This window comes from Bradyrhizobium sp. LeoA1Lang, assembly GCF_055413685.1.
Map to the genome: position 1 here is coordinate 22,562 of NZ_JBVAPG010000045.1, position 12,538 is coordinate 35,099.

The following is a 12,538-nucleotide window of genomic DNA, read 5'->3' on the forward strand; positions in this document are numbered from 1 at the left end:
AATTGGCTAGGCTGCGTTGTTTCCGATTTTTGTCGCGAGGACAACCATTGAAATGCATTTCGCGGCGGCGCGATGCATCCTAAATTGCGGGCGGAGGACCTGTATCCCACCATGACGCCCGAGCCCGCCCCTACCTTAAAGCAATTGCTGGCCTTTTACCTCGAGGCCGGGGTCGATTGCGCGCTTGTTGACGAGCCGGTCAACCGGCTTGCGGAGGCGGAGCCTGTTCCCGCCGCCCCGCCGCGCGAGATGACGCCGCCGCGTCCGCAGCGGGAGGTGCCGCCTGCGGCGCCGGCAGTTCCGCGCGGCGAAATCACCATCGCGCCGGATGCGGCGGTTGCCTCCGCACGCGAGGCGGCGCGGACCGCGCCGACGCTGGACGCGCTGCGGACGCTGCTTGCGAATTTCGACGGCTGCGCGCTGAAGCATACCGCGACGAAATTGGTATTCGCCGACGGCAATCCGGCGGCGCGGGTGATGTTCGTGGGCGAAGCGCCCGGGCGTGACGAGGACATCGAGGGGCTGCCCTTTGTCGGCCGCTCCGGCAAGCTCCTGGACCGCATGATCGCGGCGATCGGGCTCGACCGCAGCAAGGCCTATATCGCCAACGTGATCCCGTGGCGGCCGCCGGGCAACCGCACGCCGACGCCGCAGGAGACGCAGGTGTGCCTGCCCTTCATCCAGCGCCAGATCGAGCTCGTGAATCCCGACGTGCTGGTCACGCTCGGCAATCCCTCGACGCAGGCGCTGATCGGCACGCGCGAGGGCATCATGCGCACCCGCGGGAAATGGTCCGACTACGACACCGGCACCCGGGTGATCCGCGCCATCGCCACCTTCCACCCCGCCTATCTCCTGCGCTCGCCCTCCTACAAGCGGATGTCATGGCAAGACCTCCGCGCCATCGCGAAGGTGTTGGGGCAGACTCCCGCGTAGGGGGCAAAGGCCGGTAGGGTGGGCAAAGCGCAGCGTGCCTACCATTCCGAGCACGCCGTTAGATGGTGGGCACGCTGCGCTTTGCCTACCCTAGCGCTTCTCACCTACCCCTTCGGCCGCACGATGGCCCAGCCGATCCTGAGCAGCGGCTGACGGCCGTTGACCAGCCATTCGAACGATCGCGGCACTTCCGGCACCAGTCCGGGGAAACGTTGCGCGATCTCGGGCGGCGGCATGCCCGATGTGTCGGACGCGCGCCAGACGATCAGCCCGCCGGTCTCGTTGAACTTCGCCGGCGAAAGCCAGGGCGTCCGCGGCTTTCCTTCCAGCAACAGATGCGGGCGCTGCGGGTCCATCGCGATCAGGCCCGCAAGCTCGGGATCGCCGGCCACCGCGCGCAGCCGCTGGTTGGTGCGCCGCTCAAAACTGTCGGCGAAGAAATGCCCGATCGAGGCGGCCGGCATCGAGGTCCGCACTTCGGCTGTGCCGGTCCAGGGCACGAACAGCGTCGCCGCGAGAACCGCCAAGGCCGGCGCGGCAATCGTCGCCGCCCAGGCCGAGCGTAGGAACCGCTGGCGGTAGAGGTGGATGAGATCGCCGGCGTTGACGATCACGGCCAATCCCGACAGCAGCAGCGCGACGCCGGCGCCGCCGACCACGTGGTCGAGACGGAACAGGCCGGCGAGCAGGCTACCAATCAGCGCCGGCGCGAAGGCGAAGAAATAGACGAACTGCCGTCCCAGGGGATCAAGCGGCGGCCGGTTGATGATCGGCGCCTCCTCCGGCTTGCGGGCGAACCAGGGAGAATTGACGGCGAGCAGCAGCGCGATGCCGGCCATCGACACCACCAGGCCGCCGAGCAGGACGCCGGAGCGCATCACCCGCGCGCGCAAATCCGCGACATCAGGCAGCGGCGGCAGCGTCACAACATCCGACCGCATCAGCCAGATCAAATAAGGCAGCGCCAGCACGATCACCACGAGCAGCGCGAACAGCGGATCAAGCGATGCCAGCGTGCGGCGTCCGCGCGCGGTCGCCAGCGCAAAGGCCGCGACCAACAGGATCATCCCGATCGCCACCGGCGTCGTCAGCAACAACAGGCCGCAATCGATCGACCAGGCAAACCAGGCGCTGCGCCGGTTCTGGCCGAACAATTGCCAGGAATGCAGCAGCAAGAGCGCCCACAACGGCCGTGCCAACACCAGCGGCCCGAACTCGAGGCCGGGCGAAGAAAAGGCGGCGACCGTCATCGTCAGCAGCACGGCCAGCACCGCCTGCTGCCCGCCGATGATGGCGCGGCCGAGGTGATAGAGGCTCACGAAGGTCGCGATCCCGCAAATCTGCGCCAGGAGATAGACGCCGAAAACGTGATTGCCGGCGGCGCGGAACGCGATGTCGGCGAGCCAGAACGCGAGCGGCGGGCCGAGATCGGTGCCGACCTGATATTCCCGGCCGAAGGCGAGCACGGTCGCGACGTCGCCGGGCGGGCTGCGATAGATCAAGAGCGGCACCAGCAGCCACAGCGCCGCCTGCGCCAGCACCACGATCCAGACCACGAGCCGGGGCCGGGCGCGGATCAGTTCGACGACCAGGGAGGTGAAACGCATGCGCCCAAAATGCCCAGAACCAGCCCTCAATCGACCCGCAAACTTGATAAAGGCCGCACGCGACGGAAGCAACCGGCGTGAGGACAGCTCGATTGCCAACGACGCACTCCGCCGTCATGCACCGCTTCAAGCGGGGCATCCAGTACACGGCGGCTTCTCGGTTCAAGCACTGCCGTCTCTGGAATACTGGATCGCCCGGCCAAGCCGGGCGATGACGGGCTGAGAGCAACTTAGGTTCCGACGCGATCTAGATCGCGGCGGTCGCCTCGGCCTCGATTGTCGGGTCCACCGTCTCGACCGTCGGGTCCACCGTGAAGAGATCGGGCTCGATCGTTTCCGGGAAATGCTTCTGCCGGGCGGCGATCACGGGCGCAAAGAAGCTGCGGTGATGCGCGCTCGGCCCCAAGCGATCCAGCGCCTCCAGATGTTCCGGCACCGCATAGCCCTTGTGCTGCTCGAAGCCATAGCCGGGGCAATCCATCGCCAGCGCGCACATCAGCCGGTCGCGCGTCACCTTGGCGATGATGGAGGCGGCCGCGATCGACATCACGATGCCGTCACCGCCGATTACGGCCTCGCAATCGCAGGTGACGGCGACCTTGTCGCGGCCGTCGACGAAGACATGCTTGGGCTGCTCGGGCAGCGCCTGCACCGCGCGCGCCAGCGCCCAGAGCGAGGCGCGCAGAATATTGTCGCGATCGATTCGCGCGGGCGAGGCGAAGGCGACAGCGAAGGCTGACGTCGCGCAGATCTGCTCGAACAGCTCTTCCCGCCGTTCCGCCGTCAGCCGCTTCGAATCATCGATGCCTTTTGGAATGCGTTTCGGGTCGAGCACCACGGCCGCGGCCACGACGGGACCGGCCAGCGGGCCGCGCCCGGCCTCGTCGCAGCCGGCAATCGGCCACACGCCGCGCTTGATCAGCGCACGCTCGCGCCGAAAGCTCGGCGGCGTCACCGCGATCACGCCCTTCGCCGGTTTGACAGGCTTTTTCTTCTCGGACTTATCCCGAATCATGGGCGCGACTGTGCTGAAGCAGCCGCACCTGCGCAACCGGGAACCCGGCGCTCGTCCCCATTATTCAGCATTCCCCGGTCTTTGCGAGCGCAGCGAAGCAATCCACCTCTCCGCTTGCGGAGGCATGGATTGCTTCGTCGCGGAGCCTGTCATCGGGCCCGCCAGATGCGGGACCCGTTGACTCCTCGCAATGACGGAGAGGGACGCAATGACGCCTCTCAGAACAGGCTCAGTTGCTCGCCGCTTTGCTTCGGCCTGACGAAATGGTCGGTCGTCAGCTTCGAGCGACGCTTGTTCAGGCCGAGCTTCTCGCAGGCGATCTCGAACCTGCGGCCGATCATCCAGGCCATCGGCCCGGTGCCCTTCATCCGCGTCCCCCACTGCGAGTCGTAGTCGCGCCCGCCGCGCATGTCGCGGATCAGGGTGAAGACGTGGCGGTAGCGATCGGGATAATTCGCGAGCAGCCATTCCCGGAACAGGTCGCGCACTTCCAGCGGCAGCCGCAGCAGCACGTAGCTTGCTTCCTTGGCGCCGGCATGCGCTGCGGCATCGAGGATGCGCTCGATCTCCGAATCGTTCAGCGCGGGGATCACGGGCGCGACCATCACGGTGGTGGGGATGCCGGCGTCCGAAAGCCGCTTGATCGTTTCCAGCCGCTTCGGTGGCGTCGAGGCGCGCGGCTCCATGGTGCGCGCCAATTTGGCATCGAGCGTCGTCACCGACAGTGCGACCTTGACCAGGTTGCGCTTTGCCATCCGCTGCAGGATGTCGATGTCACGCGCCACCAGTCCCGATTTGGTGACGATGCCGACCGGATGGCCGGCACGCTCCAGCACTTCGAGGATACCCCGCATGATCTTGTGTTCGCGCTCGATCGGCTGGTACGGATCGGTGTTGGTGCCGATCGCGATCATGCGCGGCTCATAGCCTGGCGTGGCCAGCTCCTTCTCGAGTAGCGCCGGCGCATCGGGTTTTGCCAAAAGCTTCGATTCGAAATCCAGTCCCGGCGACAGGCCCAGATAGGCGTGGGTCGGCCGCGCGAAGCAATAGACGCAGCCATGCTCGCAGCCTCGGTACGGATTGATCGAGCGGTCGAAGCCGATGTCGGGCGAGTCGTTGCGCGCGATGACCTTGCGCGAGGTGTCGAGCGAGACAGTGGTCTTGAACGGCGGCAGGTCTTCCAGGCTCTGCCAGCCGTCGTCGAACGTAACGCGCGCCTCGGCCTCGTAGCGGCCGCTCGCATTGGACTGCGCGCCTCGGCCGCGCCGCCGTTCGCGCTCGATCGCGACCGCGAGTTCGGGAAACGCGGAGGGCGCACCCGCCGGTGTGGAGGGCGCCGTCACCGGCGGGTGCTTGAGGGCATGAGAGGATGCTCGGCTCATGCTCTGAAGCTAGCATGTCGTGAGAACAAATCAAGAACACATTCGCGAAATTCCACAATGGCGCTGCCGCAAAAAACTGCACCCCTACGGCTGTTTTGATTGTGACAAGGTGATAACAATTTTCGAGCTTTCCACCCATTTCGAGCCAACGAAGCCGCTGTTGATGCTGAGCGTGATCATTCCAACCGAGGGCGACGAGCGGACCGCGGTGGCGACCCTTGCGGCGCTGGTTCCGGGTGCCGCGTCCGGAATCGTGAAAGAGGTGCTGCTGGTCGATCGCGCCAAGAACGGCGCCAAGTCCGACGTGATCGAACGCGTCGCCGATGTCGCCGGTTGCCGCTTCATGGCGTTCGACGGCACCCGCGCCGCAGCGCTGGCGGCCGGAGCCCGTCAGGCGCGCTCGCCCTGGCTGATGTTCCTGCATGCCGGCGCCGTGCTCGACAGCGGCTGGATCGAGGAGACCACCCAGTTCATCCAGGGGGTCGCGATGAGCGGCCGGCCGCGCGCCGGCATCTTCCGCTACGCCCGCTCGCCCTACGCCGACACCCGCCTGCGCGACAGCTTCAAGTTCGTCGCCCGCATGCTGACCGGCCCGACCGCCGAACAGGGCCTCCTGATTGCACGCGATCACTATGAGCAGCTCGGCGGCTACCGCCCGGATGCCCGCCGCTCCGAGGCGCGGCTATTGCGGCAGCTTGGCCGCTCCTCCCGCACCATGCTGCGCAGCCGGATCATCGTCGCGTAGGACGTTACGTTTCCCTCGTCATTCCGGGATGCGCCGAAGGCGCAGGCCCGGAATCCATCGGGCCGCACACCGTGCAGATGAATGGATTCTCTGATGTGCAATTGCACATCATAGCTCGCGCTTCGCGCGCCCCGGAATGACAGCGCCTTGATACTTGCCAAAGTCAAATAATTATTTGACAATAGCAACTATCGAGGTGCCCCCTATGTCAGAGCCGGATTCCGAAACCCAGGTCGCCGCGGTGCGGGCGTTCAACCGCTTCTACACCCGCAAGCTCGGCGTCCTCGACCAGCATCTGTTGAAAAGCCCGTTCTCGCTCAGCGAGGCGCGGGTGCTCTATGAGCTGGCCCATCGCGAGGAAATATCGGCGAAGGAGATCGGGACCGAGCTCGGGCTCGATCCCGGCTATCTCAGCCGCATCCTCCAGAAATTCGATGAGGACGGGCTTCTGACCCGAAGCCCCCTCGCCTCCGATCGCCGGCAATACCAGCTCGGCCTCACCGCAAAGGGGCGGCAGACCTTTGCCAGGATCAACCGCACCTCGCACGATGAGGTCGCATCGATGCTCGCGCGGTTTCCGCCGGACGATCGCGTCCGCCTGACAGGGGCGATGGGCACCATCGAGCGGCTGCTCGGCGAGGCCGCAGCCCCACGCGCGGTGCTGCGCGATCCGCGGCCGGGCGATATGGGCTGGGTGGCGCAGAGCCATGGCGCGCTCTATGCCAGCGAATACGGCTTCGATTCATCCTTCGAGGCATTGGTCGCCGAGATCGTCGCAAAATTCCTGACCTCGTTCGACGCCTCGCGCGAACGCTGCTGGATCGCCGATCTCGAGGGGATACCGGTCGGCTCGGTGTTCCTGGTCAGGCATTCCGACGACATCGCCAAGCTCAGGCTGCTCTTGATCGACCCGGCCGGGCGCGGCCAGGGGCTCGGCAAGCGGCTGGTTGGCGAATGCATCAGCTTCGCCAGGGCCTGCGGCTACCGCAAGATCACGCTGTGGACCCAGAGCATCCTGATCGCCGCGCGAAAAATCTATCAGGACGCAGGCTTCGTGCTGGTGAAAAGCGAGCCGCATCGCAGCTTCGGGCAGGACCTCGTCGGCGAGACCTGGGAGCGGGCGCTGTGAAGTTGACGCGTCGCGGTCCACCGCGGCGCGTCACCCCGGAACTTCTCGCCTTCCATATCGAGCGAGCGCATGCGCTCCGGGCTGAGGCTTATCGCGCGACGATGCGCGCGTTGTATGCTTGGCTGGTGAGGATCGTTCACAACCGGTGCTATCGCCGCCGCCGTCATTCCGGGGCGCGCGCAGCGCGAACCCGGAATGACGGTCGTGGTGAAAACTAGACCGTCGCGCCTTGCGCCTTCGGCCGGCGCAGGTGCTCATCCAGCCGCGGCATGATCTCGACGAAATTGCAGGGGCGCGTGCGGTAGTCGAGCTGCGCCGCCAGAATTCCGTCCCAGCCGTCGCGGCAGGCGCCGGGCGAGCCGGGCAGGCAGAAGATGTAGGTCGCGCCCGCGACGCCGGCGGTGGCGCGGCTCTGGATCGTCGAGACGCCGATCTTGGCGTGGCTCAGCATGTGGAAGGCGATCGAGAAACCGTCCATCCGCTTTTCGAACAGCGGCTCGATCGCTTCCGGCGTCACGTCGCGGCCGGTGAAGCCGGTACCGCCGGTGGTGATGATCGCATCGACGCCCTCGTCAGCGATCCAGCGCTTCACCACCGCACGGATCGCCTCGACGTCGTCAGTGACGATCTCGCGCGCCGCCAGCTTGTGGCCGGCCGCAATGATGCGATCCGCCAGCGTCGTTCCGGACTTGTCGTCGGCGAGCGTCCTTGTGTCGGAAATCGTCAGCACCGCGATGTTGAGCGGAATGAACGGTTTTGATTCGTCTGTGGAGGCCATGACAATCGCTATCCAAATCTCACAGCGCCCCTTGGCCAAAGGTGTTGCAGGCCGACACCGTACCTTGCTGGTAGCCGGTCATGAACCATTGCCGCCGTTGCTGCGCCGAGCCGTGGGTGAAGGAGTCCGGCACCACCCTGCCCGTCGCCTGCCGCTGCAGCGTATCGTCGCCGATCGCGGTGGCCGTCTTGAGCGCCGCGTCGATGTCGCCGGCCTCGAGGAAGCCCGGCCGCTTCTTCTCCTCGCGGTTGACCCAGACGCCGGAGAGGCAGTCGGCCTGCAGTTCGACCTTCACCTGCAGCGCGTTGGCCTCGGCCTTGCTGTCGGCCGCCTGTTGCAGCCGCGTCACGCGCGGGATGATGCCGAGCAGGTTCTGCACGTGATGGCCGGCCTCATGGGCGATGATATAGGCCGCGGTGAACTTGCAGGCGCTGCCCGAGCAGCCGCGGAACCGGGTCTCGACCTCGCGGAAGAAGCCGGTATCGAGATAGATGGTCTTGTCCGGCGGGCAGTAGAACGGACCCATCGCCGACTGCGCCATGCCGCAGCGGCCGCCATTGGTGGCGTTACGGAACAAGACGATCTTCGGACCGGCGAAGGTCTGCCCATTGGCCTGGAAGATCTCGGTCCAGCGATCGTCGATCTCGCCCAGGATGCCGGAGATCATGCTGCCCATTTCGTCGGTCGGCGCGCCGGTCTTGCCGGACGCCGTCCGGCGGTCGGTCTGGTAGGTCGGCGCCTGACCGCCGCCGGTCAGGATTTCGGCGCCGCCGATCAGGATGCGCGGGTCGATGCCGAAGGCATAGCCGAGCAGGCCGAGCACGATGATGGTGCCGATGCCGAGCCCGCCCCCGCCCATCGGGAGGCCGAAGCCTCCGCCGCCACCAGATCCGCCCTGGTCGCGACGATCCTCGATGTCGTCGCTGCGACGGAAATCATCGTAACGCATGGCGGCTTCCCCTTAAGTCCTATCCTGTGCAAACGCGGAACAGACGTAAAATTTCCGTTCCGTTAATCAATAGCCCGCCCGGCAATTATTGCCTAGTGCGACGCCGCCCTATCCGCGCATGGCTGATGCGGCCAACGTCCTCACGAATCGCATGAGCTTGCCTGCAAACGAACCCGATTTTCGATTCTTCCGATTCCGCCGTCGCTGGCGCAATTCGCATAATGCATGCTGCAAGGCAGCGCTCGATTTCGAATCTGAAAACGCCGCGATCGAAATGCGCAGAACTTGTCGCGTGGCATTTTCGATTAAGTCGATTTTTACTTTGGCGGATCATGGTGACGCCAGTCGGTTGTTTAGTCCCGCGTCGCCGACAGCGTCGCCTGAGTCAGAGTTATGAGTCATGGTTGAGTCGCGTCGCGGGGCGTCTGCAAGGGCGCCCCGCACTAAATTTGAATCCACGTCTTCGAGTCGAATCGTCATAGGCGATTGCGTCGCCGAGATGTCGAAGCTTGCAGCCGGTTCTGTCGACGTCGTGTTCGCAGACCCACCCTACAATCTGCAGCTCAAGGGCGACCTCAAACGCCCCGACGAATCCCATGTCGATGCCGTCAATGACGAGTGGGACAAGTTCTCTTCCTTTGCCGCCTATGACGACTTCACGCGTGCCTGGCTGCTCGCCGCCCGTCGCGTCATGAAGCCGTCGGCGACGATCTGGGTGATCGGCTCCTATCACAATATCTTCCGCGTCGGCGCGATCATGCAGGACCTCGGCTTCTGGCTCCTGAACGATATCGTCTGGCGCAAGTCGAACCCGATGCCGAATTTCCGCGGCCGCCGCTTCACCAATGCGCACGAGACCATGATCTGGGCTGCGCGTGATGAGAAGGCCAAGGGCTATACCTTCAATTACGAGGTGCTGAAGGCAGCGAACGAGGACGTGCAGGCGCGCTCCGACTGGCTGATCCCGCTCTGCACTGGCGAAGAGCGCCTCAAGGGCAAGGACGGCAAGAAGGTGCATCCGACGCAGAAGCCCGAACAGCTTCTCGCGCGCGTGCTGCTCTCCTCGTCGAAGCCCGGCGATCTCGTGCTCGATCCCTTCAACGGAACCGGCACCACCGGCGCCGTGGCGAAACGTCTCGGCCGCCGCTATCTCGGCATCGAGCGCGATGCGGCCTATGCCGCCGCCGCCGAAGCGCGCATCGCCGCCATCGAGCCGCTGCCGCAGGAAACGCTCGCCCCGTTCATGACCGCGCGCGAGGCGCCGCGCGTCGCCTTCTCCGAACTGATCGAGCGCGGCATGATCATGCCGGGCGCGAAACTCGTCGACGCCAAGAAGCGGGTCGGCGCCCTCGTGCGCGCCGACGGCGCCATCATGTTAGGGGACAAGGTCGGCTCGATCCACCGCATCGGCGCGGTCGCCCAAGGCTCCGGCGCCTGCAACGGCTGGACCTTCTGGCACGTCGAAACCAAGAACGGCCTCAGGCTGATCGACGAATTGCGCGCCGAAATCCGCTCCGGGATGGCCGTGGGCTGAACTTCCTCGAAATCTCTCCGTCATTCCGGGGCTCGCGCAAGCGAGAACCCGGAATCCATTTCACCACCTGCGCCTGCGACGCAATGGATTCCCGGCCTGCGCCTGACGGCGCATCCCGGAATGACGGAACGGTAGGGTTGGCAAAGCGAAGCGTGCCCACCAATATCTGCGCGCCAAGATGACGCCGTGTTGAACGTTCGTGCCTTGATTCGGCCCGAACAAAGGGCCTAGACTCCCATTATCGGTCGCTGTTTCGATTGGATTGCCCGATGCGCAGACAATCCGAAACGTTTCTGCTTGTGCCGCTGTTGCCGATCTTCTTTGTCGGCATGTTCCCGATATTGCTTTTCGGTCTGCTCGGCTTTTTCGGCCTCGGCATCTTCGGCGTCCTTCTGGTCTCCGTCGGACTGACGAGCGCATTGGAGGCGCATGGCCAGTTCACCGAGGACATCATCACGCACGGCTATGGGCGCAGCGCCGAGCGTGCCGCTCACGTCTCTGATTTGCACACGGCAACCCGTTTTGCGGCGCTACTGGACCTGGCGGGCGTCGCGCTGATCGTCGCGAGCGCGGTTGGTCTGTTCTACGTCGGCTGATCGACGCTGCACGCCGTCCGCTCCAAAAGCAGCGGGCAGTCGCAGGCACGATCAGCGCGAGCGACAGACAGCGCCCTTGCTTTCGCCGGTCTCTTCCACGATCACGCAGGAGTGTCCCGGATCGCCTTCAGGATACGGCGCCCCTTTCATAATGAGGAAAGTGACGGAATGCGCGCCATAGAGCCCCGGTGGAAAGCGGATGTTCTTGCGAACGATGAATTCGCCTGAGCTGTTCTGCGTCACAGTTCCGTTCGCGAGCAACTGCACCAGGCCCGCCTGCGCGGGAAGCACTTCATAGGTTGCAACAGGCTCGCTGGCGACGACCGCCTTCGGATCAATTTCGACAACTCCGCCGGGCCAGTAGCTCTGCATATCATCTCGCGCGCGGCTCGGGCCGGCCTCGATGAGGATGTTGCTGGTATTGCCGATGATGTTGAGTGTGCCCTCGCTCTTGCGGATGACGAGCCCCTGCTTGCGCTGCTCTCTCACCGTATCGATCCTTCCGGACGGAATGTTGTAGGCGCCCACCGAATATTTGGCCGCAACAACGTCCGGCGACTTGCCCGCCGAAAGGCGAATGGCGGCAACCGCCTGCAGCGACCCGCTTGAAGGAGCTTCGCTGAAATAGCTCAAGCAGTTGGATCGCGAGAAGAGGCTGATGCGCTCACGCGGGATACCTGTCGCGCCGACGGCCGGTGACTGCTGCGCATTGCCGCTGCTCCGACCGCTACTCAAACTGGTCAGCACCACCCGCTCGACCCGCTCCACCGCGCCGCTGAATTGCCAGATGGTTGGCCTGTAGCTTGCGATCACCACATAGAGTGGATCGTCTCCCGGCTCGACATTGACACGTCCCGCATGCACAACGGCATCCTGCGAGCCGATGGTGACGCTCGATAGCGCCTCGGTCTCATAGGAGCCCAAAAGCACAATTTTAGCTTTCTCGGAAGCCGCTGGCATCGCGCATGCCGCCCGTTCCGCGTCGATCGCCTCCTGCTTCTTGCGCGCGATCTCCGCCTGCTCGCGCAAGTGCTTCTGCGCGGCTTCGGCCGCGTCATTTCCGGACTTCGCGTCGGCCGGCTCGGGCCTACGCCTATAGTTGTCCAGTTCCTGCGGCGAGATCTTGCCGTCATTGTCCGCGTCGATCTTGCGAAACAGCATTTCACCCGCCGCCTGATAGTTGGCGAGCGATAGCTCTCCCGCCGCGCCCTCAAGTGTCAGCGCCCGGCGCACGCGCCCCGACTGACCGTTCAGCGCGACGTACTGCTGCTTGCTGGACTGGCGGAATTTACCGGCTTCGGCAAGACCGACCTTGCCATCCTTGTCGGTATCGAGCTCCATGATCGAACCGACGATCCGCTCGACGAACTCCTCAGCGTTGCCCGGCGGTGATTTGCCAAATGCGGCCGCCGCGCGAGACGTCCTGTGGTCGTACCTTGCGACGCGGCGGGCTTCGTCCTCGGTCACCGAGCCATCTCCGTCGAGGTCGTAGCGCATCACCGCTGTCCACGAATTGGTCCGCATCTCGATCGTTTCCATCAACGTGTGCAGATCGGCATCGCGCTGTATGATCTTTCCGTCGCTATCGGCATCGAGGATGAAAAAATCGGTGCGCAATTGTTCGAGATAGCGGTCGAGCGCCACGCTGGTGGGCATCTGAGAGAGCAGCAGCATCTCCCCGTCCGGTATGACGGCGCGCGCCGCTGGAGGCTGAGCGGTCGATCCCTGCGAAACCGCCGCCGTCGGGCCAGCAACAATGGCGGCGACGAGACCAATCAAGCGGGCAGAGCGCAATTGCGGAAACAGATGCATGTCCATATCTCCGAACCTGTCGGCCAATAAGCGAAAGATGCACTCAAAGCAAGTT

The 12,538-nt window shown here is 64.8% G+C and carries 11 protein-coding genes; 5 read left to right on the plus strand and 6 right to left on the minus strand.

Annotated elements, in window-relative coordinates; translation table 11 throughout:
* Nucleotides 1-111: 111 nt before the first annotated feature.
* On the plus strand, nt 112-936 hold the full coding sequence (locus tag ACZYOF_RS17235) for a uracil-DNA glycosylase (RefSeq protein WP_463716498.1): 825 nt from the start codon (nt 112-114) through the stop codon (nt 934-936).
* A 104-nt stretch (nt 937-1,040) separates the two neighbouring features.
* Here ACZYOF_RS17235 and ACZYOF_RS17240 read toward each other — a convergent pair whose 3' ends face one another.
* The 3 genes from ACZYOF_RS17240 to ACZYOF_RS17250 all read right to left on the minus strand — a co-directional run bounded on the left by ACZYOF_RS17240 (nt 1,041) and on the right by ACZYOF_RS17250 (nt 4,940).
* Entirely contained in the window at nt 1,041-2,543 is a 1,503-nt protein-coding gene (locus tag ACZYOF_RS17240; RefSeq protein WP_282526933.1) for a glycosyltransferase family 39 protein, read from the minus strand.
* A gap of 247 nt (nt 2,544-2,790) precedes the next feature.
* Nucleotides 2,791-3,558, minus strand: coding sequence for a ribonuclease HII (locus ACZYOF_RS17245; protein WP_463716499.1), 768 nt, complete (start codon nt 3,556-3,558; stop codon nt 2,791-2,793).
* A gap of 218 nt (nt 3,559-3,776) precedes the next feature.
* On the minus strand, nt 3,777-4,940 hold the full coding sequence (locus ACZYOF_RS17250; protein ID WP_130581444.1) for a PA0069 family radical SAM protein: 1,164 nt from the start codon (nt 4,938-4,940) through the stop codon (nt 3,777-3,779).
* A gap of 163 nt (nt 4,941-5,103) precedes the next feature.
* Here ACZYOF_RS17250 and ACZYOF_RS17255 point away from each other — a divergent pair, with 163 nt between their 5' ends.
* Nucleotides 5,104-5,685, plus strand: coding sequence for a glycosyltransferase (locus ACZYOF_RS17255; protein ID WP_130581457.1), 582 nt, complete (start codon nt 5,104-5,106; stop codon nt 5,683-5,685).
* A gap of 205 nt (nt 5,686-5,890) precedes the next feature.
* Nucleotides 5,891-6,814 carry a bifunctional helix-turn-helix transcriptional regulator/GNAT family N-acetyltransferase gene (locus ACZYOF_RS17260; RefSeq protein WP_282526931.1) on the plus strand — a complete coding sequence of 308 codons (924 nt, stop codon included), beginning with the start codon at nt 5,891-5,893 and terminating at the stop codon, nt 6,812-6,814.
* Between the two features lie 214 nt (nt 6,815-7,028).
* On the opposite strand, the gene moaB is transcribed toward ACZYOF_RS17260, so the two are convergent.
* Nucleotides 7,029-7,592 (minus strand): molybdenum cofactor biosynthesis protein B, encoded by a 564-nt coding sequence (gene moaB / locus ACZYOF_RS17265; protein WP_130581446.1) that lies wholly within the window; start codon nt 7,590-7,592, stop codon nt 7,029-7,031.
* A gap of 19 nt (nt 7,593-7,611) precedes the next feature.
* Nucleotides 7,612-8,541 carry a KPN_02809 family neutral zinc metallopeptidase gene (ypfJ, locus tag ACZYOF_RS17270; RefSeq protein WP_282526930.1) on the minus strand — a complete coding sequence of 310 codons (930 nt, stop codon included), beginning with the start codon at nt 8,539-8,541 and terminating at the stop codon, nt 7,612-7,614.
* Between the two features lie 400 nt (nt 8,542-8,941).
* Between ypfJ and ACZYOF_RS17275 the strand changes: the two genes are divergently transcribed.
* Both ACZYOF_RS17275 and ACZYOF_RS17280 read left to right on the plus strand, forming a co-directional pair.
* Nucleotides 8,942-10,075 (plus strand): site-specific DNA-methyltransferase, encoded by a 1,134-nt coding sequence (locus ACZYOF_RS17275; protein ID WP_282526929.1) that lies wholly within the window; start codon nt 8,942-8,944, stop codon nt 10,073-10,075.
* Nucleotides 10,076-10,344: 269 nt separating this feature from the next.
* Nucleotides 10,345-10,671, plus strand: a complete 327-nt coding sequence (locus tag ACZYOF_RS17280; protein ID WP_463716500.1) for a hypothetical protein — start codon at nt 10,345-10,347, stop codon at nt 10,669-10,671.
* A gap of 51 nt (nt 10,672-10,722) precedes the next feature.
* Here ACZYOF_RS17280 and ACZYOF_RS17285 read toward each other — a convergent pair whose 3' ends face one another.
* Nucleotides 10,723-12,483: an EF-hand domain-containing protein gene (locus ACZYOF_RS17285; protein ID WP_463716501.1), complete on the minus strand. Its 1,761-nt coding sequence runs from the start codon at nt 12,481-12,483 to the stop codon at nt 10,723-10,725.
* Nucleotides 12,484-12,538: the final 55 nt, after the last annotated feature.

What these genes read in the sequence shown, in the direction of transcription:
- ACZYOF_RS17235 (WP_463716498.1), top strand. Translation starts at nt 112, where the DNA reads ATGACGCCCGAGCCCGCCCCTACCTTAAAGCAATTGCTGGCCTTTTAC.
- ACZYOF_RS17240 (WP_282526933.1), bottom strand. Translation starts at nt 2,543, where the DNA reads ATGCGTTTCACCTCCCTGGTCGTCGAACTGATCCGCGCCCGGCCCCGG.
- ACZYOF_RS17245 (WP_463716499.1), bottom strand. Translation starts at nt 3,558, where the DNA reads ATGATTCGGGATAAGTCCGAGAAGAAAAAGCCTGTCAAACCGGCGAAG.
- ACZYOF_RS17250 (WP_130581444.1), bottom strand. Translation starts at nt 4,940, where the DNA reads ATGAGCCGAGCATCCTCTCATGCCCTCAAGCACCCGCCGGTGACGGCG.
- ACZYOF_RS17255 (WP_130581457.1), top strand. Translation starts at nt 5,104, where the DNA reads ATGCTGAGCGTGATCATTCCAACCGAGGGCGACGAGCGGACCGCGGTG.
- ACZYOF_RS17260 (WP_282526931.1), top strand. Translation starts at nt 5,891, where the DNA reads ATGTCAGAGCCGGATTCCGAAACCCAGGTCGCCGCGGTGCGGGCGTTC.
- moaB (WP_130581446.1), bottom strand. Translation starts at nt 7,592, where the DNA reads ATGGCCTCCACAGACGAATCAAAACCGTTCATTCCGCTCAACATCGCG.
- ypfJ (WP_282526930.1), bottom strand. Translation starts at nt 8,541, where the DNA reads ATGCGTTACGATGATTTCCGTCGCAGCGACGACATCGAGGATCGTCGC.
- ACZYOF_RS17275 (WP_282526929.1), top strand. Translation starts at nt 8,942, where the DNA reads ATGGTTGAGTCGCGTCGCGGGGCGTCTGCAAGGGCGCCCCGCACTAAA.
- ACZYOF_RS17280 (WP_463716500.1), top strand. Translation starts at nt 10,345, where the DNA reads ATGCGCAGACAATCCGAAACGTTTCTGCTTGTGCCGCTGTTGCCGATC.
- ACZYOF_RS17285 (WP_463716501.1), bottom strand. Translation starts at nt 12,483, where the DNA reads ATGCATCTGTTTCCGCAATTGCGCTCTGCCCGCTTGATTGGTCTCGTC.